The organism is Desulfitobacterium sp. (assembly GCF_982384815.1).
The window spans coordinates 1-22,920 of record NZ_CEVWNY010000022.1 but is presented as its reverse complement, the minus strand read 5'-3'; the positions used below and the strand labels follow the sequence as shown (position 1 = coordinate 22,920).

The window sequence follows — 22,920 nt, the reverse complement described above, 5'->3', positions numbered from 1 at the left end:
TGCGAAGGATCTTTTTCGGGGGCATGGATAAATGAGGGTTTGGGCTCGTACGGTTATGGCAAAAATTAACATAGTGAGTAGAATAATTAACGGGAGGCTGCTGGGATGCCCTATACTGCTCGTTTGCTAGAAGAAGCTGAAAAACAGCGTTTTAATGAATTTATGGCTCGCCACCCCAAGGGTCATGTTCTGCAATCCTGGGGCTGGGGTGAATTAAAAAATAAAACAGGCTGGAAGCCTTGGCGTTTGGTTCTTGAGGAAAATGGGGAGATCGTAGCCGGGATCTCCATTTTGGAGCGGAAAATTCCCCTCGTTGGCACCCCGATTTTTTATGCTTCCCGGGGGCCGGTTCTGGATTGGCAGGATGAACAACTTTTCGATGTCCTGCTCCGGGAAGTTAGGAAATTAGCGAAAAAGCGGGGAGCAATTTTTCTTAAGGTTGACCCCGATATACCATCTTCAGAGAAAGAATTAGAAGAATATTTAAAAAGCAGGGGGTTCCGCTCCGCCGAAACCGGCAAAGGCTTTGAAGGGGTTCAGCCTAAATATGTTTTTCGTTTGGATATTACCCCGGATGAAGAAACCTTACTGGCCCAAATGCATCAAAAGACCCGCTATAATATTAAGTTGGCCGTGAAAAAAGGAGTTAGGATTCGGATTGGTACTAAGGCCGATTTGCCGGAATTTTACCGAGTCCTTAAAGAGACCACCGAACGGGATAAATTTTTAGTAAGAGCTTATTCCTATTTTGAAGATATGTACGATGAATTGCATTCAGCCGGCATGGCTGAGCTATTTATCGCTGAATACGAAGGCCGGATAATCTCCGGAACCCTAGCCCTGATTATCGGCGCGAAGGCTTGGTATCTTTATGGGGCCTCTTCTAACTCCCATCGTAATGTTATGCCTAACTATCTGATCCAATGGGAGATGATCCGTTGGGCCAAGTCCAGAGGTTGTACTCTTTATGACTTCCGGGGCGTACCGGGACAGCTCACCGAGGATAATCCTCTCTATGGTCTTTACCGTTTTAAAAAGGGCTTTAACGGGGAATATACCGAATTCATTGGGGAATGGGATCTAGTCTATCGCCCGGTAGTCTATTTTCTGTGGAATACCCTTGAGCCTGTTTATTCGGATGTGGTCAAAGGGATAATTGGCAGGCTAAGACGACGAAAATAAGGTCGTGTAGCTTCACGCACATCACTCACTCAATAGCTTCGGGGTGGGCAAACTCGCTTTCGTTACAGCTACGCCAAACCTTTGGGTAATACCTGATGTTAACCAGTGGCTCCGCTAAGCAACGAAATCCACGTTCGCCTTTTCACCCCTCCGCTAAAAACGTTCGTTCTTGTGCGTGAAGCTACGCTTGCGGGTCCTTTTAACGCATGCCCGGAAGATTTTATACTGATTTACCAAAGGCGGCGATACTTCGATGAGCGATACATGGATCGATATTAACCTAGACGCAGTAGCGAATAACTATCGCGAAGTTACCCAACACCTTAGCCCAGGTGCCCGGGTTATGGCAGTAGTCAAAGCCGACGCCTATGGTTTAGGTGCGGTTCCCGTTGCCCAAACCCTGCAAAACCTGGGCTGCGAAGCCTTTGCAGTGACTACCGTTGAGGAAGGTCTCATTCTTCGTCAGCATGGAATAGATGGAATCATTTTAGTTTTGGGACCCACATCTTCACCGGCGATGGAGGAAGGAATCGAGGCAGATCTTCAGCTCACTATATCGGATTTTAATTTACTTTCCCACTGTGAAAATGTGGCTGCCAACCTTGGCAAAGAGGCCGAAGTTCATCTCAAACTAGAGACTGGTATGGGTCGAACCGGCTTTTTCGAGAAGGACTGGGAAGAGCTTGCTAAAGTGCTGATAAATTCCCGGAACATTAGGCCGGTGGGGGTGTATACGCACTTGGCCCGGGCTGCGCAGCGGGATCAGGATTATACCCGCAAGCAGTATGATTGTTTCCGGCGGGGTGTTAGGACCCTCGAAGAGCTGGGAGTAAATGGTTTGTGGCAGCATATTTGCAACAGTGCCGCTTTTTTGGATTACCCGGAATGGCATCATGATTTTATTCGCACCGGAACCCTTTTGATTGGCCATTTTCCTGCCCCTGCCTTTGCCGGTAAGCTCAAGCTTCAGGATCCATGGGTTGCTAAGTCTCGTATAGTGAGTCTGCGTCAAGTACCCAAAGGGACCTTTGTCGGGTATCAAAGTATTTACCGTACTAAAGGCACCACCCAATTGGCCGTTATTCCTGTGGGATATGCCGATGGCTTTGGCCTTCAGCCTCATTTTGTCCCTCAGGGGGTCTGGGATTTTATCAAAATAATCGGAAAGAATTTTTTGGCCCTTTGTGGGGTCTATGTTGGCCAAGAGACTGTGATTTTCCAGGGACAGGCTGTGCCTGTGGCGGGCAAGATTGGTATGCAGCTAACTGTTCTGGATATTGGTAACTTGTCTTGTCAGGTTGGTGATGAAGTGGTCTTACCCTTGCGAAGAACCCAGGCAAATCCTCGAATTTTGCGACAATATTGGTTAGGAGAGAAAATAATCTCGAAACGGAAAATAAAAGAAGGATTTTTACAAACTTATCCAGAACATCCTTATCCATAACATAAGCTTATGGGGGGAGGCAGTAAAATTGGCTAACATTATGGTGGTAGATGACCAGTTGGGGGTGCGTCGTCTATTATTTGAGGTCTTTAAAGAGGAAGGGCACCTGGTAAAAATGGCGGAGAATGGCAATGAAGCCTTGCGGCTGCTCAAGGAATTTGCTCCGGAATTGATTATTATGGATATGAAGATGCCGGAGTTAAATGGGATCGATACCTTAAAAGAGATTCGGACCTTTAATAAAGAGGTTCAAGTTATTATGATGACTGCTTACGGTGATGCTCAAAATATGGAGAAAGCACAGGAGCAAGGAATTAAGCATTACGTTAGTAAGCCTTTTGATCTCTTTGAACTTCGTGATTATGTCCGTGAAATCCTTAAGTAATGATTTACTACTTCTATTTTAACCGGCATATGCGTATATTTTAGAGGCGCCTGAACCAATAGCTTTGTAGGGTTGCCTCTTATTTTTTTAACTAAATGATAGAGGAAAAAGCTACCCACTTGCCGAAGTATAGTTCGAGGTAGAAAGAGGTGGGAAAATTGATCCTGACAACCCATACAACGGTTGCTATACAGTGCCCAAAATGTGGAGAATTAGAGTTTCACGCCCTTTCGCTTTTTGCGTTTTCCGGCAAAGGACGGGAAAATTTATATTGTCGTTGCGGGGAGCTCTTGATGTCAATAGCCAGCCGTGACCGTAAGCATTTTAATGTATCTTATAATTGTACTTTTTGTGGCCAGGTCCATTATTTACGGTTAAAGCGCGGAGCTTGTTGGGGAAAAAATGCTTATTCCTTGGTTTGCCCGGAGGTTGAAGCTTCCGCGGGATTCATCGGCCCCAAACAAAAAGTAGCGCAAGCCTGTCAGGAACGGGAGAAATCCATTGCTGAATTAGCTGCGGAACTGGGCTACGAAGATGAGTTTGAGAATCCGGAGGTAATGCTGAAGTTATTGGACCATCTTCATAATTTGGCGAAGGATGGGGCTTTAGGCTGCAAATGCGGTAACCATAACCTTACCTTTGAACTCCTCCCGGACCGTATCGAGCTATATTGCGAGATTTGTGAGGCTGTGGGAGTAATTTATGGGGAGAATGCGGAAAACATCCGGATTTTTGAAGGAATGACATCGGTGAATTTGGACGAAAATAAGACAGTATTATTAAACGGCACCCAACAGGGACATTTTTGTAAAGTAATTAAGGAGGAATAAGGATGAGTTTGGTATCTATGGCTGAATTATTACTGGAAGCTCAAAAAGGGCGTTATGCGGTCGGAGCTTTCAATTGCAACAATATGGAGATTGTGCAAGCCATAGTCGGAGCGGCGGAAGCGGAAAAATCCCCTGTGATTGTTCAAGCCAGTCAAGGTGCGATCAAATACGCAGGGATTGAATATATAACAACTATGACCCGTTTAGCAGCTGAGAAAGCTAAAGTGCCGGTGGCGCTTCATTTGGATCATGGAACCAGTTTTGCTCAAGTGATGGGTTGTGTAAGAAATGGTTTTACATCTGTCATGATTGATGGCTCGAAACTTCACTTAGAGGAGAATATTGCCTTAACTAACAAGGTAATTGAAGCCGTTCGTCCACTGGGGGTTTCGGTAGAGGCTGAACTAGGCAAAATCGGTGGTACAGAAGATGATATTGTTGTCAGTGAGCGGGAAGCCCTTTTTACTGATCCTTTGGAAGCTGAAAGATTTGTGAATGAGACCAAGGTGGATGCTTTGGCTATCGCCATCGGTACAGCTCATGGTCAGTATAAAGGAGTACCTAAACTGGATTTTGACCGTTTGACGGAAATTCGGAAGCGGGTTAATGTTCCTATCGTTCTCCACGGATCTTCCGGTGTACCCGATGAAGCGATCCAAAAGGCTATTTCGTTAGGAGTCTGCAAGGTTAATATTGATACAAATATTCGGGAAGCTTTTGTAACGGCAGCCCGCAAGGTTATGGCCGCTAATCCAACGGAGATTGATCCCCGGAAAATGCTGGGACCGGCCCGTGAGGCGACCATGGAGATTATCCGTGAAAAGATCCGGGTTTTCGGAAGTAACGGCAAAGCCTAAGGAGGAGAATATGAAGTTTTTATTAGACTCCGCAAACCCTGAGGAGGTTAGGCAAGCATGGAATATGGGGGTAATCGGTGGAATTACTACCAATCCTAGCTTGGTGGCAAAAGAGGGGAAGGATTTTCGCCGGTTATTACAAGAGTTGATTCAGATTGTTGATGGCCCCATCAGTGCGGAAGTAATCGCTTTAGACACCGAGGGGATGCTCAAAGAGGCTCGGGAACTTGCCGCCATGCATCCCAATATAGTAATTAAGATTCCCATGACGGAGGATGGCTTAAAGGCGGTAAAAATCCTAACCGGGGAGGGCATTAAGACTAATGTAACTTTAGTCTTTTCGGCAGTCCAAGCCCTGCTGGCGGCGCGGGCCGGAGCTGCCTACGTTAGTCCTTTCCTGGGGAGATTGGATGATATCGGGGAAAACGGCCTTATTTTACTGGAAGAGATCTGTGAGATATTTGGGGTACATGGCTTGGAAACCCAAATTATTGCGGCCAGTATTCGCAATCCTGTCCATGTAACTGAAGCAGCTAAGCTAGGGGCAGATTATGCCACAGTGCCCTACAAGGTTTTGCTGCAACTGTTTAAGCATCCTTTAACAGATCTAGGGATTGAGAAATTTTTAGCCGATTGGCAAAAGTTAAAGTAGGCGGATCTTTTCCGGATAGGACTATCTTCAAAATAGTAGAAGCTCTGACAGACGAGTGGTAAATTTCGGCTGAAAGAGCTTTTCTTTCTGCTCATTGAACCGATGCCTTTCTTGCATCCCCAAAAAAAGTGTGGGACAATGGTTTTAATAAGTTTTGGAGGGATTAACGTGGATAAAGGATTAGCCATGGAACGGGAATTGACCATGGAGTTTGCACGGGTTACGGAGGCAGCTGCATTGGCTTCTGCCCGCTGGGTTGGCCGCGGGAATAAAGAAGCTGCCGATGACGCCGCCGTACAAGCTATGCGTTCGGTTTTTGACACCATCCGCATGAGTGGAACCGTGGTTATTGGCGAAGGGGAAATGGATGAAGCTCCTATGCTATATATTGGAGAGAAGGTGGGGAGTGGTGACGCCCCTGAATTAGATGTCGCTGTCGATCCTCTTGAAGGAACCAATATTGTTGCCAAGGGTTTGGCAGGAGCTATCGCTGTCGTGGCTATTGCTAAAAAAGGCGGACTTTTACACGCACCTGATATGTATATGGACAAAATTGCCGTAGGACCACAAGCTAAGGGAAGAATCCATCTTGATGCCCCGGTCAAAGAGAATTTGGCCAATGTTGCGGAAGCTTTGGGAAAAAGTATGGACGATCTGACTGTTGTGATTCTCGATCGTGAACGCCATGATAAAATTATCCAGGAGGTGCGGGAGGCAGGGGCTCGGATTCGCCTGATCACCGATGGGGATGTCTCTCCTGCCGTGGCCTGCGCCATCGAAGGAACCGGGGTAGATATTATGATGGGGATCGGTGGAGCTCCGGAGGGTGTTCTGGCGGCCGCAGCTTTACGTTGTTTGGGCGGCGAAATGCAAGGAAGGCTCTGGCCGGAAAACGATGGGGATATTCTCCGTGCCAAAAAATTGGGGATCGATGATGTTAATAAACTTTTGACGATGAATGATTTAGTCTATTCCGATGATGTCTTTTTTGCGGCAACCGGAATTACCGAGGGGCCGTTACTAAGAGGGGTTCATTTTACCGCTCAAGGAGCACTGACCCATTCGGTAGTTATGCGGGGAAAAACGGGAACTGTTCGCTTTATTGAGGCGCAGCATCGCTTTGATAAAAAGCCTGCCTATGCAATGAAGGGTGTTAAATAGGTATTTTTTGGTTTGAGTTGGGAAAGGCTACCTCTGAGGTGGTTTCATTAAAATGAACAGAAACAAACGTGGGCAAAAGGGAGTTTGGCTTAAAGGGTGTATCCTTTTGCTTATGTCCTGCTTTGGAGTTAATGCCTGGAGCAGTCCGGTATTTTCTCAAGAGCAAAGTACAACTGAAAGTTATTCAATAGTCACCTTAGAAGAAGGACAAACTCTGGAAACTCTAGCGAGAAAATATCTAACCACGAAGGATCAAATTTTACTGGATAATCCCAAGACCCAGATAAAACCCGGTTCAATCCTTACCATTCGCGAAAAGACCGTAGCTTCATTTGCTGTAGAGGCTATTTCTCGGGGAACAACTCAAGGCTGGTGCTGGCCTGCTTATGCCACAATTAGCTCAGATTATGGTTCGAGGAATGGACAATTTCATCATGGTATTGACCTGGCTATTCCCCATGGGACAGATGTTGTGGCGGCTCGGGCCGGCAAAGTTGCTAAGGCCCAATGGATCGATATCTACGGTTTGACGGTACTTATTGACCATGGTAACGGCGTTCAGAGTCTTTATGCCCATAATCAAAAACTCCTGGTTGGTGCCGGAGACTGGGTGGAACAAGGTGAGCGCATTGCCATTTCCGGGGATACAGGTCGAAGTACCGGCCCCCATCTTCATTTTGAAATAAGACTTAATGGCAAAGCCTTAGATCCCAAGCCTTATCTTCCCCAAAAAATTTAACCGCGTATTTTCCGGATCATTTTCAAAAGATTGTCAACAACCGTCCCCTTGACAAGCCTTTCCTATTAATTTTTTCTTGACCTATATGAGAACTTCGTGCTACAATGTTCAGAGTTGACGACACGGTTAGGAAAGAAGGTGACGACATGAAAGAAAAGATACACCCTAAATATGAACAAACCACTATCTCTTGCGTCTGCGGGGAAGTAATCTCTACCGGCAGCACCAAGAAAGATATTAAGGTGGAGATTTGTTCAAAATGCCATCCCTTCTATACCGGTGTTCAACGTTTTGTAGATACTGGTGGACGAGTGGATCGCTTTAAGAAAAAATATGGCATGTAATATGAACAACGGCCTGCGGTCGTTGCTGAGGATTAAGCAGAGCGCATGCTCTGCTTTTTCTTTAGCCATTCCATCGGATCCCCATCCAGCATAAGCTGATCCTATATGCTCACTTGAGGTGTGAAAATGCAAAATAAATTAATTGAAATTGAACGGCGCTATGAAGAGCTGACCCAGCTTTTAAGCGATCCTGAGGTCATCGCCAACCAAAGCGAATGGCAAAAATATGCTAAAGCCCAGGCCGGTATGACAGAAATCGTGGAAGCCTTCCGGGAGTATACGGCTATCCAAAAAAATATTGACGAAACCCGGAGTATGCTTCAGGAAAAGCTTGATCCTGAATTCGAGGAGATGGCTGAATCCGAGCTTGAGGAATTGGGCGAAAAGCGGGACGAATTAGAAGAGCGGATAAAGATCCTTCTTTTGCCTAAGGACCCCAACGATGATAAAAACGTGATCATGGAAATCCGTGCCGGTGCCGGTGGAGAAGAAGCGGCTCTTTTTGCCGGTGATCTTTACCGAATGTACACCAAGTATGCGGAGCACCAGGGCTGGCGGACGGAGCTGCTTAGTGCCAGCTATACAGATATCGGTGGTTTTAAAGAGATTATCTTCCTTATAGAAGGTCAGGGAGCCTATAGTAAGCTAAAGTTCGAAAGTGGGGTTCATCGGGTACAGCGGGTTCCTACTACAGAGTCCAGTGGACGTATTCATACTTCCACTACCACGGTAGCTGTTCTTCCCGAAGCGGAAGAAGTGGATGTGGACATTAACCCCAACGACTTGCGCGTTGATATCTTTTGTTCCAGCGGTCCGGGAGGACAGTCGGTTAATACCACCCAATCGGCGGTGCGGATTACCCATATCCCCACGGGAACCGTGGTATCCTGCCAAGATGAGAAATCTCAGTTGAAGAATAAAGAAAAGGCCCTCCGTGTATTGCGGGCCCGGCTTTTGGAACGGGCTCAAGAAGAAGCCATGGGCGAATTGGCCAGTGAGCGCCGCAGCCAAGTGGGGACAGGGGATCGCAGTGAGCGGATTCGCACTTATAACTTCCCCCAGGGCAGGGTAACCGACCATCGCATTGGCTTAACCCTTCATCGCCTCGACTCTATTTTATTGGGTGAGCTTGATGACGTGATCAATGCCTTGATTACCACAGATCAGGCGGAGAGGCTTAAGGCGGAGGCATAATGCGAATCATCGATGCTCTTTTATGGGGAGAGCGGGAATTAAAATTTGCCCAAGTGGAAAATCCGCGCTGGGATGCGGATCTCCTGCTTGGGCATATTCTCGACTTAAGGCGGGAACAACTTTATCTAGAACGTGAGCGACCCTTAAGTCCTGAGCAAGTGGATAACTATGGACAGGCTATTGCCCGCCGGGCTAATCGGGAGCCGCTTCAGTATATTCTCAAGCATCAGGAATTTATGGGGCTTGATTTTTATGTGGATGAAAGGGTGCTTATCCCTAGGGCCGACAGCGAAATCCTTGTGGAAAAAGTGTTGGAAATAAAGAAAGACTGGGAAGGTGCCGGAAGTGGCCAAACTCCGAAGATAGTGGACATCTGTACCGGAAGTGGTGCTCTCGCCATCAGTATCGCCTACTATTGGCCCCAGGCGGAAGTCGTGGGAACAGACCTGTCCGAGGATGCTTTGGCGGTAGCCAGGTTAAACGGTCAACGCCTCGGTGTTCAAGTCCGGTGGCGACAGGGAGATTTCCTTGCACCCATTAAAGAAGAAACTTGGGACATGATTGTCTGTAATCCTCCTTACGTTTCTCCTGAAGAGTACAGGGGACTTGCACCGGAAATAGCTAAGGAGCCTGGTATGGCCTTTTTAGGTGGGGAAGATGGTTTGGCTTTTTACCGGGAACTTGCGCGACTTGCTCCGATTTTATTAAAGGACAAGGGAAAAATTTTTGTGGAGATCGGGTGGCGGCAAGGTAAAGCGGTAGCAACGCTTTTTGAGCAACAAGGTTTCCATACTCAGATCTTTTCGGATTTAGGGGGAAGAGATCGGGTAGTTTTCGCGAGGTGAGAAAGATGGAAACAAAACGAGTCTATATAAATGCCCAAAATCCTGAGTCTAAATGGATTGAAGAGGCGGCACAGCTGATTCGGGAAGGACAATTGGTAGCTTTGCCCACAGAGACGGTTTATGGTCTGGGAGCCAATGCTATGGATGCCAATGCTTGTAAGGAGATTTTCCGGGTAAAGGGCAGACCCCAGGATAATCCTCTTATCGTCCATGTGGCGGATTTGGCAATGGTGAACGGTTTGGTGGGCAACTGGACTTCTCAAGCAGAAATCTGTGCAGGTAAATTTTGGCCCGGACCCTTAACCCTTGTTTTGGAGAAAACTGCCTTTGTTCCCGATGTGGTCAGTGGCGGTTTAGGAACGGTGGCCATACGCATGCCCAAGCATCCTGTGGCGTTGCAACTGATTAAGGCGGCAGGGGTTCCCATCGCCGCCCCCAGTGCTAATCTCTCCGGCAAGCCCAGCCCCACAAATGGGAGCCATGTCTGGAAGGACTTAAAAGGAAAGATCCCCATGATTTTGGATGGGGGAGTGTGTGCAGTAGGGGTTGAATCAACGGTATTGGATTTAACAGGGGAAACACCTACTATCCTCCGTCCCGGTGGAATTACTAAGGAGGAGCTTGAAGAAGCTCTTGGGGAGATAGCGGTGGATCATCCCTCAGAGAACCAGGCCCCTAAGGCACCCGGTATGAAATATCGCCATTACGCCCCCAAGGGGGATTTGACCATTCTCATTGGCGAACGTGCCAATATCCTCAGAAAGATGAGTGAGGAGATCCGTAAAGGCCAAACTCGTCTGAAGAGGGTGGGAATCCTTTGCACTTTGGAAAGTGCTTCAGCTCTGCATGTTTTGTTGCCGGATCTAATCTTTGTTTTAGGCTCGGAGAATAACCCTGAAGAAGTTGCCGGGAATCTTTACGAGGGCCTTAGGCTCTGTGATGAACAAGGCATGGATATTATCCTGGCCGAAGGGATCTCTGAAAACGGTCTTGGTTTTGCGGTCATGAATCGGTTGCTGAAAGCCTCCGGGCAAAAGGTCATTCGGGTGTAGGGATTCCGGCATGCAACATACCCCCCATAGCATAGAATACAGGGATACTGTAATCTAGACCTCGAACAGGAGGGAATGGGGATTGAACCTTGCTTGGATCTTAGCCCTGTCGGTTGCTTTAGGAGCCGATGCTTTTTCTTTGGCCCTAGCCATCGGCTTAGTTGGTATCGGCAAAGCCATGACTCTAAGACTCTCTTTGGTGGTAGCCCTTTTTCATGTCTTCATGCCTTTAGGGGGACTGCTTTTAGGACAGACTTTGGGAATGGTTCTCGGCCATTTGGCTAAAGTTATCGGTGCCTTGGTATTGTTATGGCTGGGGGGGCGGATGATTTTTCATCTTTGGAGGCCTGAGCCGGAGTATTATCCCCTTTCCCAGGCGCGGGCAGCACTTCGGCGCCGGCAACTGCCAACGGGGGTTTCGCTAAGCGGCATCGGGATATATGCCTTGGCCGCCAGTGTTAGTTTGGATGCCCTTAGCGTTGGCTTTTCCTTAGGGACTGTTGACAGTCGCATTGGTCTTACTGTCTTGGTTATGGGAACCGTTGCCGGGATAATGATGGGAAGTGGGTTAATATTAGGTCGTTTCGCAGGTTCTTGGTTAGGCAAGCGGGCTGAAGCTATTGGTGGTTTTGTGCTCGTTATCATAGGTATCAAGATGTTGTTGGGATAGGAGTAATCAAATTGCGAATCCTATTTGTATGTACGGGAAATACTTGTCGAAGCCCGATGGCTGCAGCCTTGGCGCAGCAGATTTTGGGACCGGAGGTTATTGTGGAATCGGCGGGTTTAGCTGCATGGGCGGAAGAGTCTGCCAGTCCTCAAGCCCTCGCCGTCTTAAAGGAACAAGATATTGATTTGACAGCTCATCGTGCCCGTCTTGTCAATGAGGAGATTCTTGCTGAGGCCGATTGGATCATCCCCATGACCAAAGCTCATGAGCAGCAGTTAAAAGGAGCTTTTCCCGAGTATAGCTCGAGGATTAAGCGACTTGGTGAATGGGATGCCCAGGGCAAAAGCTTGGATGTCCGTGATCCTTGGGGCGGTAGTGTTGATGTTTATCGTCAATGTGCCGAGGAGATTAAAGCCCTCCTTTTTGAAGTTAAAAAGGCTCTTGGCTTATCAGACTTTCATGATGCTTAGCGTCATCGCTGAGGAATGGAAGATATTGATTAAATTCTTTTTCTAGGTTTTGCAGGGATTGTTTAATTAAATGTAGAAAAATGCATGAATAATGGAGGTGTCCTTGTTGAAAATCGCCTTAGGAGCGGATCACGGTGGGTTTGAATTAAAAAATGAAATTCGCGCCCACTTAGAAAACCAAGGAATCGAGGTTTTGGATTATGGTACTAATTCAAAAGAATCTGTGGACTACCCAAAGTTCGGATTTCTGGTGGGAGATGCCATAAAAACCGGTAAAGCGGATTTAGGAATAGTAATCTGTGGGACAGGCTTAGGAATCTCCATTGCCGCCAACAAGGTCCCGGGGATTCGTTGTGCGGTCTGCACAGAAACCTATTCCGCGCGGATGGCTCGGGAACATAATAATGCCAATATTTTAGCTCTCGGTGGTCGGGTCACCGGCGTAGGTTTGGCTTTGGATATCGTGGATATTTTCGTTAAAACGTCTTTTGCCGGTGGCAGACATGGCCGGCGGGTTGAATTGATTACTTCCATAGAAAAGGGAGAATCTATCTAAAAACCCTTTATCGTGGAGGATAAGGCGATGAATTTTATGGAAATTGAAAAAGCTTGGCATCAGGTATTAGGGGAGTTTTTTGAGCAAGCTGATCTAAAACCGCGACAGATTTTAATTCTTGGTTGCAGCACCAGTGAAGTGATAGGAAAACACATTGGGAAGGCGACCAGTCCGGAAGTGGCTGAAATTCTGCTCCCTCCCCTTCTGGCAAGAGTGCGGGAAAAGGAGATCTATCTGGCTGTTCAAGCCTGTGAACATCTTAACCGGTCTTTAGTAGTGGAAGAAGCTTGTGTAGACCAATATGGCTTAGATGCAGTGACCGTAGTACCTTCTTTACAAGCGGGGGGGTCGATGGCCATGAAGGCTTGGGAAAGCTTTAGTTCACCAATGATGGTAGAAGCCATTCGGGGTCACGCGGGAATCGACCTTGGGGATACCTTTATCGGCATGCATCTGCGGCCGGTGGTAGTGCCTATTCGGCCCTCCATTAAAGAGATTGGTCACGCTCATTTAACCATGGCCAGGACTCGGCCGCGTTTGATTGGTGGTCCAAGGGCTATGTATCCTTAGGTATAAAAAAGTGGGAGTGGTGTATCGTGGATTATATTAAAGAATGGATTCTTCCTCAGGATCCCGAAGTGGCGGAAGCTATCGCTCAGGAAGAGGGTAGACAACGCAACAAGATTGAGCTGATTGCTTCGGAGAACTTCGTTAGCCGTGCTGTTATGGCGGCTCAAGGATCGGTTTTGACCAACAAATATGCGGAAGGTTATCCGGGAAAACGCTATTATGGCGGCTGCGAGTATGTGGATATTGTGGAGGACTTAGCCCGGGAGCGGGTAAAGAAGCTTTTTGGTGCCGAACATGCCAATGTACAACCACATTCCGGTGCCCAAGCCAATACTGCGGTCTATTTTGCCATGCTGGAACCTGGGGATACCGTTCTCGGAATGAATCTTTCTCATGGTGGTCATTTGACCCATGGCAGCCCAGTGAATCTCTCCGGAGTATATTTTAACTTTGTGGCCTATGGTGTGGACCCCGACACGGAGCAGATAGATTATGAAGTGGTCCGCAAGTTAGCGCTTGAACATAACCCTAAACTGCTGGTGGCTGGTGCCAGTGCCTATCCCCGGCAAATTAATTTCGCCAAATTGCGGGAGATTGCCGATGAGGCAGGGGCTTATCTGATGGTGGATATGGCTCATATTGCCGGCTTAGTGGCAGCAGGACTCCATCAAAACCCCGTACCCTACGCTCATTTTGTGACATCCACCACCCACAAGACCCTGCGGGGGCCCCGGGGCGGCTTGATTCTTTGCAAAGAAGAATTTGCTAAGGCCATCGATAAAGCAATTTTCCCCGGCATTCAGGGCGGCCCTCTCATGCACGTGATCGCAGCGAAAGCGGTAGCCTTTGGGGAAGCTTTAAAACCGGAATTTATCGAATATCAAAAACGAATTGTGGAGAATGCTAAGGTATTAGCGGACGCCTTAACTGAAAAGGGATTCCGGCTGGTTTCCGGCGGCACGGACAATCACTTAATGCTGGTGGATGTGACACCGAAAGGTTTGACGGGAAAAGAGGCAGAACACATTTTAGACGAGGTGGGAATTACCGTCAACAAAAATACCATTCCCTATGACACTGCCGGCCCTACCGTAACCAGCGGCATTCGTATTGGCACTCCCGCCGTAACCAGCCGGGGCATGGATACCCAAGCAATGGAGAAAATCGCCGAGGCTATCGATATTGCTTTGACTCAGCGTAATGAAGAAGGGGCTGCCCAAGCCGGAGCTATCGTTGCCGAACTTTGCTCAGAATTCCCCTTATACCCAAATCTAGATTAGGAGTTGACCTTCATGGCAAAAGTTCACGTACTAGATCATCCTTTGATACAGCACAAATTATGTTTAATCCGTGATGAAAATACAGGTTCTAAGGACTTCCGGGAGTTAGTGGAAGAGGTAGCCATGCTAATGGCTTATGAAGTCACCAGAGACTTTCCCTTGCGGGAGGTAGAGGTTAAGACTCCGGTAGCAACCATGAAGGCAAAAGAAATCGCCGGAAGGAAAGTCGGGTTAATCCCAATTTTACGGGCCGGTCTGGGGATGGTGGATGGCATGCTCAGATTGATCCCCACAGCCAAGGTTGGCCATGTGGGTCTCTATCGGGACCCGGAAACCCTTAGACCTGTAGAATATTACTGCAAACTCCCTACTGATGTGGAAGAACGTGACTTGATTGTCATTGATCCGATGTTGGCTACCGGGGGCTCCGCTTCAGCGGCAATCACCTTCCTCAAAGAACGGGGAGCTAAAAACATCAAACTTATGTGTTTGATCGCCGCACCCGAAGGAATCAAGGAAGTTCAAACTTATCATGATGATGTGGATATTTTTGTGGCTGCCGTTGATGATCATCTTAATGAACATGGGTATATTATACCGGGTCTTGGAGACGCTGGGGATCGGTTATTCGGAACAAAATGAAAAATAAGATAAGACCAAGTTGGGACGAATATTTTATGCAGATGGCGCAAGTGGTTGCGGGGCGCTCCACTTGCTTGCGCCGCCAGGTGGGTGCTGTTATCGTCAAGGATAAACAAATTCTCAGCACCGGGTATAACGGTAGTCCTTCCGGACTTAGTCATTGTGCGGAGAAGGGCTGTCTCCGGCAGCAGCTGGGCATACCTTCAGGGGAAAGGACAGAGATCTGTCGGGCGGTTCATGCCGAACAAAATGCTTTGGTTCAAGCGGCAAAACACGGAGTATCTATTAATGGGTCGGATATTTATACGACCTTTCAACCTTGTGTTCTTTGTACAAAGCTAATTATCAATGCCGGAATTAAGCGGGTTTTTTACCTTTTTCCCTACCCGGATAAACTGGCTCTGGAAATGGCGGCTGAAGCTGAATTAGAACTCATCCAACTTAAATCTGAATAATAGGGAGGGCTAGATTCAGGTGAACGAAAAAAAAGTGATGGTAGTCTTTGGGACAAGACCGGAAGCGATTAAAATGGCACCGGTTGTTCAAGCCTTGAAGAAGAGTTCCCTAAAGTGTGAGGTCGCGGTAACTGCCCAGCATCGGGAGATGCTGGATCAAGTGTTGGATCTTTTTCAGATCCAACCGGATTATGACTTGAACCTTATGCAAGCCGGTCAGACTTTAACGGATATTACGATGCGGGCTTTAGAGGGATTGAAGAATGTATTTGAAGAGGCCAAGCCGGATTTGGTTCTGGTTCACGGAGATACAACCACCACTTTTGTCGCAGCCTTAGCAGCCTTTTATGCCCATATTCCCATTGGCCATGTTGAAGCGGGCCTGCGTACCGGTAATAAATACTCGCCTTTTCCGGAGGAGATGAATCGTAAATTAGCCGGGGCCTTAGCAGATTTGCATTTTTCTCCTACAGACACCGCCAAGAATAATCTAATGCATGAAGGTGTGCCGGAAAGGAAAATATATGTAACGGGAAATACGGTGATCGATGCCTTACTTTTAACAGTCAAGCAAGATTATTCTTTCACAGATACGGTTGTAAAGGATATCTTACGAGAATATGAGGGTAGGCGCATGATTTTGGTAACTACCCATCGCCGTGAGAACCTTGGTGAACCCATGCGCCAAATCTATCGTGCTTTAGCAGCCGTATTGAAAAGTTACCCGGACACATATGTGCTTTTTCCGGTCCATAAGAACCCATCGGTACGGAAAGTAGTTAATGAAGTGCTGGGGGACAATCCCAGAGTCCATTTGATTGAACCCATGGATTATGAACCCTTTGTTAATTTAGAGGCCAAGGCCAATATTATTTTGACGGATTCGGGCGGAATCCAGGAAGAAGCACCTTCCTTGGGAATTCCCGTCTTAGTTGTCCGGGATACCACCGAGCGTCCCGAGGCGGTGGAAGCGGGAACCGTTGCCTTAGTAGGAACCGACTACGAAAAAGTAGTTGAGGAGCTTAGTTGTCTTCTTACTCAACAGGAGGCTTATCAAAAGATGGCCCATGCGGTCAATCCTTATGGGGATGGCCAGGCTTCGGAACGTATTGTTAAAGTTATCCAAAAGTTTTTTGCTTCTAAAGCTTGAAAAATTCTACAATTCATTATAGTATTTTTTTATATCCTAATATTGAGATTTATTATCTTTATCAAGCGAATATTGCCCTGTCGCCTTATTGCGATAAGGGGTAAAAGTTGTTATTATAGTAAATGCAAGTATATAGTTTTAAATAGTTGTTAACGGAAGGAAAGCGGAAATGGGCGATAATACCAAGGCTATACTTAAAGCAATGGCTTTTGGTACCAGTATTGCGACGACTCTGGCCGGCCTCGTGGGGGGAGGGTTTCTCCTGGGTCGGTTTCTTGACCAGCGTCTCGGGACTCAGCCTTGGCTTTCACTTCTGTTGATGATATTGGGTTTGGCTCTGGGTGGCTTTTATTTGGTTGTTACTCTGAGAAAGTTTGGCGTTATGGATGACAAAAAATAATTTAATTCTCCTGCTTCTGGGAACTTCCATCATTCTCATGGGTGTTGCTCTAACCGGCAATCCCAATCTTTTGGGCGCGCTCCTTGGTTATGGGTTTGGCTTTTTGTACACTCATTGGTTACATAGGGATACTCTGCGCAGCGTGGATGACGAGGTGTTTGTCGCGATTAAACGGATGCGTCGGAGTTTTTTTACGCGTCTGGGATTAGTTACCTTGCTGGTTGCGGCGGTCGGTCGTTTTCGTACCGACTGGCTCTTACCCTTAGCCTTAGGGATTGCCCTAGGACTTGTAGTCTCTCTTATAGCTGGCATGAAGCATATTTTTAATAGTGGAAAGGGGTGAAATTATTTAAAATGCATGAAACCGTACTATGGCATATCGGGGGTATTACCCTTCATGGGAAAACCCTGATCATGACTTGGATTGTAATGGCAATTATCTTGATTTTTGTACTCTCGGGTGTGCGCAACTTGACAAGCGGCAAGCCGGGCAAAATGCAAAACGTCTTGGAATGGATGGTAGATTTCGTACGCAAGCTTGTAGCGGACAATATGGACTATGAAAAGGGAAAGTCCCTTTTAGGCTATCTAGTCACCCTAATCTTGTTTATTTTTGTCTCGAATATGCTTGGCTTGGTCCCGAACTTAACTTTTGGTCTCTTACATGATGTAGAGTTTGCTCAGCTCAACCATATCTTTGCCGGGGCAGGTTTGATGTCGCCTACTGCCGATATTAACACAACTTTGGCTTTGGCTATTTTGACCATGGTCCTAGTCATCTCGATGGGGATAAAGTATAAAGGGGCACATTACTTTCATCACTTTCTCGAGCCTCATCCGATATTCTCCATTATTCATGTGATTGACTTATTATCTAAACCCATGACCCTGGCTTTCCGTCTCTTTGGGAATATTTATGCCGGGGAGGTTCTCATCTCGGTTATCTTAATGCTGCCCGGAATTTGGGTCTTGGGCGGAATTTTGCCTGATGCTATTTGGCTCGCCTTCAGCGTATTTATTGGATCTATCCAATCCTTTGTCTTTACAGTTTTGACCACAGCTTATGTGGCACAAGCTATAGCTGAAGATTAATTGCTTATTTTCAGTGCTGTAATACACACTGAGGAATAATACTTAAAATTTTACTGGGGAATAAGAAAGGAGGAAACTCTGTGGACGTATCTGCTGCTGCTGCACTTGGTGCAGGGATTGCTGCTGGATTAGCAGCCCTCGGAGCTTCACTTGGTAATGGAAGTGTTATCACCAAAACTGTAGAAGGCATTGCTCGTCAACCCGAAGCTAAAGGGGCCTTGCAATCCACTATGTTTATCGGTGTAGGTCTGATCGAGGCTCTGCCTCTTCTGACTTGGGTACTTGCCTTACTTCTCATGTTTACAAAGTAGTCTGGAATACATGGGCTAGAACTAAAGTCCCAGCCCGTCAAGAACAAGGGGGAACGGTAAGTTCCCCCTTGAAAAAATCATTGCTGGACAAGACATGAGAGGGGGGTAATCAGTGGGTAATCCCATTCAAATTGATTATACAATAGTCGCCCAGGCCGTATCTTTCCTACTCTTGGTCTATATTCTCAGACGATTCGCATGGAATCCTCTCATCAATATGATGGAGGAACGCCGCAAGCAAATTGAAGCGAACATTGCGAATGCAGAAAATGAACGCCTGCAGGCTGAACAAATAAAGCGCGAATATCAAGAAGAAATGCGCAAAGCACGTCAAGAAGCTCAGGAAGTTATTGTCAAGGCTTCAAAACTGAGTGAACAGCGAGCTGCTGAGATTCTTGCCGGTGCTCACGAAGAAGCGGATAAGATAAAAAAGGCCGCTTTAGTGGAAATTGAGCGGGAACGTGATCTGGCTATTGCTCAGGTTCAAGCTCAGGTAGCCGACTTGTCGGTGGCTGTTGCGGAAAAAGTAATTCGTAAAAACCTGGACCTCAAAGGCCAGGAAGATATGATTGAGCAATTTATTCAAGAAGTAGGGGAATTGCCATGTTAAAGGGAGCGATAGCTCATCGGTATGCCCAAGCCTTGTTTGAAATCGCCATTCAAGATAATTTGGATGGGATTGAAGCCGAACTTCAGGAGCTAACAAAGTTGATTGAAGAGAATGCTGAGGTCGCCAACGTCCTTTACCATCCGCATATTTCTCTTTCCGAAAAGAAAGATTTGATGAACAAGATTTTCGCCGGCGAATTAAGTAACACTGTGCGAAATTTCCTGAACTTGTTGATTGATCGAAGAAGGCAAAACTATCTCGCGGACATTGCCCGGGAGTTTGCCAGCCTTGCTGATGAAGCCCGCAATATCGTCGAAGCGAAAGTAGCCAGTGCTGTTCCCCTAAGCGAAAGCCAAGAGCAACGCCTGCAAGGGGAATTAGCCCGTATTACCGGAAAAAATGTACGGATGGTTAAGGAAATACGGCCGGAACTGATTGGCGGGCTCATGGTTCAGATCGGGGATCGGGTGATGGATGGCACTGTGGCCTATAAGCTTCAGCGGATTCGCCAAAGCCTCAGCCACACTTAAGAAGGGTTGGGAGAACCTCAGAAAATAGGGGTGAATAGACGAAGATGAATTTACGTCCAGAAGAAATTAGTTCAATCATTAAACAACAGATTGAGCGTTACGATAGTGCAGTAGAAGTCGTGGATGTCGGCACCGTAATCCAAGTAGGGGACGGAATTGCTCGTGTTCATGGTCTGGAAATGGCCATGTCCGGTGAGCTCTTAGAATTCCCCGGCGGCATTTACGGTATGGCCATGAACCTGGAAGAGGATAATATCGGCTGCATTATTTTAGGACCGTTCACTGAAATTAAAGAAGGGGACCAAGTCAAACGCACCGGCCGCATCGTCGAAGTTCCGGTCGGGGAGGTCATGATCGGTCGGGTCGTTAATGCTTTAGGTCAACCCATTGACGGAAAAGGGGAAATTAAAACCGACAAGTTCCGTCCAATTGAAAACACTGCTCCGGGAGTTGTCTATCGGAAATCCGTTCACGAACCACTCCAAACGGGGCTCAAATCCATTGATGCCATCGTGCCGATTGGCCGTGGCCAGCGGGAGCTCATCATCGGTGACCGTCAAACCGGTAAAACCGCCGTTGCCGTGGATACGATTATTAACCAAAAGGGTAAGGATGTCATTTGCATCTATGTAGCCGTTGGTCAAAAAGCTTCCACTGTTGCCGGAGTTGTAAAAACTCTGGAAGACCATGGAGCCATGGAATACAGCATTGTTGTTTCGGCGACTGCTTCAGAGCCCGCCCCCATGCTTTATATCGCACCCTATTCCGGTTGCGCAATGGGAGAGGAATTCATGTATAACGGCAAGCATGTCCTGATCATCTATGATGATCTTTCCAAGCAAGCTGCCGCTTACCGTGAATTGTCCTTGCTTTTGAAGCGTCCGCCCGGACGGGAAGCCTATCCCGGAGATGTTTTCTATCTCCATTCCCGTCTTTTAGAACGAGCCGCCAAACTCTCCCCGGATCTTGGCAGTGGGTCCATGACCGCACTACCAATTATCGAAACCCAAGCAGGAGACGTTTCAGCTTATATTCCCACCAACGTTATTTCCATTACCGATGGTCAGATTTTCCTCGAGTCCGACCTTTTCAATGCCGGCTTCCGTCCGGCCATTAACGTGGGTATTTCCGTATCCCGGGTAGGTGGTTCCGCACAGATCAAGGCCATGAAGCAGGTAGCAGGTCAATTGCGTTTGGATCTGGCTCAATATCGGGAGCTGGCTGCTTTTGCCCAGTTCGGTTCTGATTTGGATAAAGTTACCCAAATGCGTTTAAACCGTGGGGAGCGAATGATGGAAATCCTCAAGCAAAAGCAGTATGAGCCTATGGTTGTTGAAGAACAAGTTGTGGTTCTCTATGCTGCCGTTAAGGGTTTCTTAGATGAGGTCCCCGTAGATAAAATTAAACAGTTTGAAGAACAGTATCTGCGCTTTATGCGCACCACGAAAGCTGATCTCCTTACTAGAATCCGCGAAGAAAAGGCGCTGAATGATGAGTTGAACGCCGAAATTGAAAAGGCGATCAACGAGGTTAAGCAAGATTTCGTAGGGTAAGGACTTTGGTCAAGATACTTCGCTGTGCTCAGTATGACAAAGATTTCAGTATGACAAAGATTTCAGTTCAATGTCATCCTGAGGGAAGTATGACCGAAGGATCTTAGCGAGCGGATAATAAAGGGGGTAGGTGAACCAGGTGGCAAGTGTACGTGATATACGACGCAGAATTCGTAGCGTACGAAACATGCAGCAGATTACCAAGGCCATGAAAATGGTAGCTGCATCTAAATTGCGTAAAGCTCAAGAGAAGGTCATTGCTGCCCGCCCTTATGCCCGTCAACTGCAGGAAGTTTTAGCACGGCTTGCTCAGGATCATGCGGATGTAACTCATCCCCTTTTAGAAGAACGACCTGTGCAAAAAGTCGGCTATATTATCATTACCTCTGACCGGGGCCTTTGCGGAGGGTATAATGCCAACCTAATTCGGATGACTAACAGTTTGATTGCAGAAGAAACCCACGAGGTAAGGCTTGTCGCCGTTGGTCGCAAAGGGCGGGATTTCTACCGGCGTGGTAAGCTTGAGACAATTGCCGAATTCATAGGGCTAAGCGATAACCCATCCTATGGACAGGCTAAGGAAATTGCTCAAGAGGTCATCAGCCTTTATGAACATGGAGAGCTTGATGAAGTCTATATTGTCTACAACGAATTTTTAAGTGCAATTTCCCAACGCCCCACTCGGATCAAGCTTCTTCCCATCGAGAAACCCAAGCAAGAATCCAACAAGGAGTATATATTTGAACCCTCACCTGAGGAGATTATAACTACCCTCCTTCCTAAATATGTGGAGACTCAAGTTTTCCGCACCTTGCTTGAGGGGAAAGCCAGTGAGATGGGAGCGAAAATGACCGCGATGGGTGCGGCAACGGATAACGCCAGAGATTTAATCGCTCGGCTGACCTTGCAGATGAATCGTGCTCGCCAAGCGGCGATTACAACGGAAATTTCCGAAATTGTCGGGGGAGCCAGTGCCCTCGAGCACTGAACTAACCCGCCCTAAGTCCCCCGCCTTAATAAGCGCCGGGTGTCAAAGGGCGGTTAAGTTCAATAAAGCCTAGGTTAAAACAAAAAGGAGGTTTCTCGCCTGTGAATATCGGCAAAATCGTGCAAATCATGGGAGCGGTAGTTGACGTTGAGTTTGCTTCCGAAGCACTGCCAGAGATTTATAGTGCCATTAAAGTCACGGTTCCCGGGCAGAAGATCAACCTTACTCTTGAGGTTGCTCAGCACTTGGGTAATAATACTGTTCGCTGTGTGGCCATGTCCTCAACAGACGGGCTCCAGCGGGGGATGGAAGCCGTAGACACAAAAGCACCTATTACCGTACCTGTAGGACCGGCAACTTTGGGGCGTATTTTCAATGTCCTCGGGGATGTAATCGACAATGGACCTGAAGTCCATGCCGATACGGCTTATCCTATCCACAGACCGGCTCCGGCCTTTGTGGATCAAGACCCTTCGACAGTTATGTTGGAAACAGGGATCAAGGTTATCGACTTATTGGCTCCTTACTCTAAAGGGGGTAAGGTCGGTCTCTTCGGTGGTGCCGGAGTTGGTAAAACCGTTTTGATCCAAGAGCTTATCAATAATATTGCCATGGAGCATGGCGGTCTTTCTGTTTTCGCCGGGGTTGGCGAGCGGACAAGGGAAGGAAATGACCTCTGGAATGAAATGAGAGAGTCCGGGGTTATTGACAAAATGGCCATGGTATTTGGTCAAATGAATGAACCCCCCGGTGCTCGTCTGCGGGTAGGACTGACCGGATTGACCATGGCAGAATATTTCCGGGATGTGCAAAACCAGGACGTGCTGCTCTTTATCGATAACATTTTCCGCTTTACTCAGGCTGGTTCCGAGGTTTCCGCTCTTCTTGGCCGGATGCCTTCGGCGGTTGGTTACCAGCCAACCCTAGCCACTGAGATGGGTGCACTGCAAGAGCGGAT

29 protein-coding genes are annotated in these 22,920 nt (G+C 47.4%); all 29 read left to right on the top strand.

The window, feature by feature from the left end:
- Positions 1 to 105 precede the first annotated feature (105 nt).
- Positions 106 to 1,182 carry a lipid II:glycine glycyltransferase FemX gene (locus AC1U9U_RS05665; RefSeq protein ID WP_479959582.1) on the top strand — a complete coding sequence of 359 codons (1,077 nt, stop codon included), beginning with the start codon at positions 106 to 108 and terminating at the stop codon, positions 1,180 to 1,182.
- A 253-nt stretch (positions 1,183 to 1,435) separates the two neighbouring features.
- On the top strand, positions 1,436 to 2,626 hold the full coding sequence (gene alr, locus AC1U9U_RS05660; RefSeq protein WP_479959581.1) for an alanine racemase: 1,191 nt from the start codon (positions 1,436 to 1,438) through the stop codon (positions 2,624 to 2,626).
- Positions 2,627 to 2,654: 28 nt separating this feature from the next.
- Positions 2,655 to 3,011 carry a response regulator gene (locus tag AC1U9U_RS05655; protein ID WP_479959580.1) on the top strand — a complete coding sequence of 119 codons (357 nt, stop codon included), beginning with the start codon at positions 2,655 to 2,657 and terminating at the stop codon, positions 3,009 to 3,011.
- Positions 3,012 to 3,169: 158 nt separating this feature from the next.
- Positions 3,170 to 3,841 carry a hypothetical protein gene (locus AC1U9U_RS05650; RefSeq protein WP_479959579.1) on the top strand — a complete coding sequence of 224 codons (672 nt, stop codon included), beginning with the start codon at positions 3,170 to 3,172 and terminating at the stop codon, positions 3,839 to 3,841.
- Between the two features lie 2 nt (positions 3,842 to 3,843).
- Entirely contained in the window at positions 3,844 to 4,698 is an 855-nt protein-coding gene (locus AC1U9U_RS05645; RefSeq protein WP_479959578.1) for a class II fructose-1,6-bisphosphate aldolase, read from the top strand.
- 10 nt (positions 4,699 to 4,708) lie between these two features.
- Positions 4,709 to 5,350 (top strand): fructose-6-phosphate aldolase, encoded by a 642-nt coding sequence (gene fsa / locus AC1U9U_RS05640; RefSeq protein WP_479959577.1) that lies wholly within the window; start codon positions 4,709 to 4,711, stop codon positions 5,348 to 5,350.
- 186 nt (positions 5,351 to 5,536) lie between these two features.
- A complete protein-coding gene (gene glpX / locus AC1U9U_RS05635) occupies positions 5,537 to 6,511 on the top strand; it encodes a class II fructose-bisphosphatase (RefSeq protein WP_479959593.1) in 975 nt (324 codons plus the stop codon).
- Between the two features lie 52 nt (positions 6,512 to 6,563).
- Positions 6,564 to 7,250 carry a M23 family metallopeptidase gene (locus AC1U9U_RS05630; protein WP_479959576.1) on the top strand — a complete coding sequence of 229 codons (687 nt, stop codon included), beginning with the start codon at positions 6,564 to 6,566 and terminating at the stop codon, positions 7,248 to 7,250.
- A 146-nt stretch (positions 7,251 to 7,396) separates the two neighbouring features.
- Positions 7,397 to 7,594 (top strand): 50S ribosomal protein L31, encoded by a 198-nt coding sequence (gene rpmE, locus AC1U9U_RS05625; RefSeq protein ID WP_479959575.1) that lies wholly within the window; start codon positions 7,397 to 7,399, stop codon positions 7,592 to 7,594.
- Positions 7,595 to 7,720: 126 nt separating this feature from the next.
- Positions 7,721 to 8,788 carry a peptide chain release factor 1 gene (gene prfA, locus AC1U9U_RS05620; RefSeq protein ID WP_479959574.1) on the top strand — a complete coding sequence of 356 codons (1,068 nt, stop codon included), beginning with the start codon at positions 7,721 to 7,723 and terminating at the stop codon, positions 8,786 to 8,788.
- Positions 8,788 to 9,633, top strand: coding sequence for a peptide chain release factor N(5)-glutamine methyltransferase (gene prmC, locus AC1U9U_RS05615; protein ID WP_479959573.1), 846 nt, complete (start codon positions 8,788 to 8,790; stop codon positions 9,631 to 9,633). Before prfA ends, prmC begins: the two co-directional genes overlap by 1 nt.
- 5 nt (positions 9,634 to 9,638) lie before the next feature.
- The gene (locus tag AC1U9U_RS05610; RefSeq protein ID WP_479959572.1) at positions 9,639 to 10,685 is read left to right on the top strand and encodes an L-threonylcarbamoyladenylate synthase; all 1,047 of its coding nucleotides are present in this window, start codon (positions 9,639 to 9,641) and stop codon (positions 10,683 to 10,685) included.
- A gap of 82 nt (positions 10,686 to 10,767) precedes the next feature.
- Positions 10,768 to 11,355 (top strand): manganese efflux pump MntP, encoded by a 588-nt coding sequence (locus AC1U9U_RS05605; protein WP_479959571.1) that lies wholly within the window; start codon positions 10,768 to 10,770, stop codon positions 11,353 to 11,355.
- 11 nt (positions 11,356 to 11,366) lie between these two features.
- Positions 11,367 to 11,825 (top strand): low molecular weight protein arginine phosphatase, encoded by a 459-nt coding sequence (locus AC1U9U_RS05600; RefSeq protein WP_479959570.1) that lies wholly within the window; start codon positions 11,367 to 11,369, stop codon positions 11,823 to 11,825.
- 106 nt (positions 11,826 to 11,931) lie between these two features.
- The gene (gene rpiB / locus AC1U9U_RS05595; protein ID WP_479959569.1) at positions 11,932 to 12,381 is read left to right on the top strand and encodes a ribose 5-phosphate isomerase B; all 450 of its coding nucleotides are present in this window, start codon (positions 11,932 to 11,934) and stop codon (positions 12,379 to 12,381) included.
- Positions 12,382 to 12,408: 27 nt separating this feature from the next.
- The gene (locus tag AC1U9U_RS05590) at positions 12,409 to 12,951 is read left to right on the top strand and encodes a TIGR01440 family protein (protein ID WP_479959568.1); all 543 of its coding nucleotides are present in this window, start codon (positions 12,409 to 12,411) and stop codon (positions 12,949 to 12,951) included.
- Positions 12,952 to 12,977: 26 nt separating this feature from the next.
- A complete protein-coding gene (locus AC1U9U_RS05585; RefSeq protein WP_479959567.1) occupies positions 12,978 to 14,231 on the top strand; it encodes a serine hydroxymethyltransferase in 1,254 nt (417 codons plus the stop codon).
- 12 nt (positions 14,232 to 14,243) lie between these two features.
- Positions 14,244 to 14,873, top strand: coding sequence for a uracil phosphoribosyltransferase (gene upp, locus AC1U9U_RS05580; RefSeq protein ID WP_479959566.1), 630 nt, complete (start codon positions 14,244 to 14,246; stop codon positions 14,871 to 14,873).
- Positions 14,870 to 15,328: a deoxycytidylate deaminase gene (locus AC1U9U_RS05575; protein WP_479959565.1), complete on the top strand. Its 459-nt coding sequence runs from the start codon at positions 14,870 to 14,872 to the stop codon at positions 15,326 to 15,328. The genes upp and AC1U9U_RS05575 overlap by 4 nt, the downstream gene beginning before the upstream one ends.
- 37 nt (positions 15,329 to 15,365) lie before the next feature.
- Positions 15,366 to 16,478 carry a non-hydrolyzing UDP-N-acetylglucosamine 2-epimerase gene (gene wecB, locus AC1U9U_RS05570; RefSeq protein WP_479959592.1) on the top strand — a complete coding sequence of 371 codons (1,113 nt, stop codon included), beginning with the start codon at positions 15,366 to 15,368 and terminating at the stop codon, positions 16,476 to 16,478.
- Positions 16,479 to 16,647: 169 nt separating this feature from the next.
- A complete protein-coding gene (locus AC1U9U_RS05565; protein WP_479959564.1) occupies positions 16,648 to 16,878 on the top strand; it encodes an AtpZ/AtpI family protein in 231 nt (76 codons plus the stop codon).
- Positions 16,853 to 17,221 carry a hypothetical protein gene (locus AC1U9U_RS05560; RefSeq protein ID WP_479959563.1) on the top strand — a complete coding sequence of 123 codons (369 nt, stop codon included), beginning with the start codon at positions 16,853 to 16,855 and terminating at the stop codon, positions 17,219 to 17,221. The genes AC1U9U_RS05565 and AC1U9U_RS05560 overlap by 26 nt, the downstream gene beginning before the upstream one ends.
- Positions 17,222 to 17,232: 11 nt before the next feature.
- Positions 17,233 to 17,970: a F0F1 ATP synthase subunit A gene (gene atpB / locus AC1U9U_RS05555; protein ID WP_479959562.1), complete on the top strand. Its 738-nt coding sequence runs from the start codon at positions 17,233 to 17,235 to the stop codon at positions 17,968 to 17,970.
- An 80-nt stretch (positions 17,971 to 18,050) separates the two neighbouring features.
- Positions 18,051 to 18,281: a F0F1 ATP synthase subunit C gene (gene atpE / locus AC1U9U_RS05550; protein ID WP_005815466.1), complete on the top strand. Its 231-nt coding sequence runs from the start codon at positions 18,051 to 18,053 to the stop codon at positions 18,279 to 18,281.
- 112 nt (positions 18,282 to 18,393) lie between these two features.
- Complete coding sequence (atpF, locus tag AC1U9U_RS05545) at positions 18,394 to 18,891, top strand: F0F1 ATP synthase subunit B (protein ID WP_479959561.1); 498 nt, start codon at positions 18,394 to 18,396, stop codon at positions 18,889 to 18,891.
- Complete coding sequence (locus tag AC1U9U_RS05540; RefSeq protein WP_479959560.1) at positions 18,885 to 19,421, top strand: F0F1 ATP synthase subunit delta; 537 nt, start codon at positions 18,885 to 18,887, stop codon at positions 19,419 to 19,421. The genes atpF and AC1U9U_RS05540 overlap by 7 nt, the downstream gene beginning before the upstream one ends.
- A gap of 44 nt (positions 19,422 to 19,465) precedes the next feature.
- Positions 19,466 to 20,974 carry a F0F1 ATP synthase subunit alpha gene (gene atpA, locus AC1U9U_RS05535; protein ID WP_479959559.1) on the top strand — a complete coding sequence of 503 codons (1,509 nt, stop codon included), beginning with the start codon at positions 19,466 to 19,468 and terminating at the stop codon, positions 20,972 to 20,974.
- Positions 20,975 to 21,113: 139 nt separating this feature from the next.
- Positions 21,114 to 21,962 carry an ATP synthase F1 subunit gamma gene (gene atpG / locus AC1U9U_RS05530; RefSeq protein WP_479959558.1) on the top strand — a complete coding sequence of 283 codons (849 nt, stop codon included), beginning with the start codon at positions 21,114 to 21,116 and terminating at the stop codon, positions 21,960 to 21,962.
- 101 nt (positions 21,963 to 22,063) lie between these two features.
- On the top strand, positions 22,064 to 22,920 hold an 857-nt coding region (atpD, locus tag AC1U9U_RS05525; protein ID WP_479959557.1), incomplete at its 3' end, for a F0F1 ATP synthase subunit beta.

Excerpts from the sequence above, each read along its gene's own strand:
- AC1U9U_RS05540 (WP_479959560.1), top strand. The coding sequence starts at position 18,885 with ATGTTAAAGGGAGCGATAGCTCATCGGTATGCCCAAGCCTTGTTTGAA.
- AC1U9U_RS05665 (WP_479959582.1), top strand. The coding sequence starts at position 106 with ATGCCCTATACTGCTCGTTTGCTAGAAGAAGCTGAAAAACAGCGTTTT.
- AC1U9U_RS05630 (WP_479959576.1), top strand. The coding sequence starts at position 6,564 with ATGAACAGAAACAAACGTGGGCAAAAGGGAGTTTGGCTTAAAGGGTGT.
- AC1U9U_RS05590 (WP_479959568.1), top strand. The coding sequence starts at position 12,409 with ATGAATTTTATGGAAATTGAAAAAGCTTGGCATCAGGTATTAGGGGAG.
- atpA (WP_479959559.1), top strand. The coding sequence starts at position 19,466 with ATGAATTTACGTCCAGAAGAAATTAGTTCAATCATTAAACAACAGATT.
- glpX (WP_479959593.1), top strand. The coding sequence starts at position 5,537 with ATGGAACGGGAATTGACCATGGAGTTTGCACGGGTTACGGAGGCAGCT.
- rpmE (WP_479959575.1), top strand. The coding sequence starts at position 7,397 with ATGAAAGAAAAGATACACCCTAAATATGAACAAACCACTATCTCTTGC.
- upp (WP_479959566.1), top strand. The coding sequence starts at position 14,244 with ATGGCAAAAGTTCACGTACTAGATCATCCTTTGATACAGCACAAATTA.
- AC1U9U_RS05575 (WP_479959565.1), top strand. The coding sequence starts at position 14,870 with ATGAAAAATAAGATAAGACCAAGTTGGGACGAATATTTTATGCAGATG.
- prfA (WP_479959574.1), top strand. The coding sequence starts at position 7,721 with ATGCAAAATAAATTAATTGAAATTGAACGGCGCTATGAAGAGCTGACC.
- AC1U9U_RS05565 (WP_479959564.1), top strand. The coding sequence starts at position 16,648 with ATGGGCGATAATACCAAGGCTATACTTAAAGCAATGGCTTTTGGTACC.
- AC1U9U_RS05645 (WP_479959578.1), top strand. The coding sequence starts at position 3,844 with ATGAGTTTGGTATCTATGGCTGAATTATTACTGGAAGCTCAAAAAGGG.
- AC1U9U_RS05610 (WP_479959572.1), top strand. The coding sequence starts at position 9,639 with ATGGAAACAAAACGAGTCTATATAAATGCCCAAAATCCTGAGTCTAAA.
- alr (WP_479959581.1), top strand. The coding sequence starts at position 1,436 with ATGAGCGATACATGGATCGATATTAACCTAGACGCAGTAGCGAATAAC.
- wecB (WP_479959592.1), top strand. The coding sequence starts at position 15,366 with ATGGTAGTCTTTGGGACAAGACCGGAAGCGATTAAAATGGCACCGGTT.
- atpB (WP_479959562.1), top strand. The coding sequence starts at position 17,233 with ATGCATGAAACCGTACTATGGCATATCGGGGGTATTACCCTTCATGGG.
- fsa (WP_479959577.1), top strand. The coding sequence starts at position 4,709 with ATGAAGTTTTTATTAGACTCCGCAAACCCTGAGGAGGTTAGGCAAGCA.
- prmC (WP_479959573.1), top strand. The coding sequence starts at position 8,788 with ATGCGAATCATCGATGCTCTTTTATGGGGAGAGCGGGAATTAAAATTT.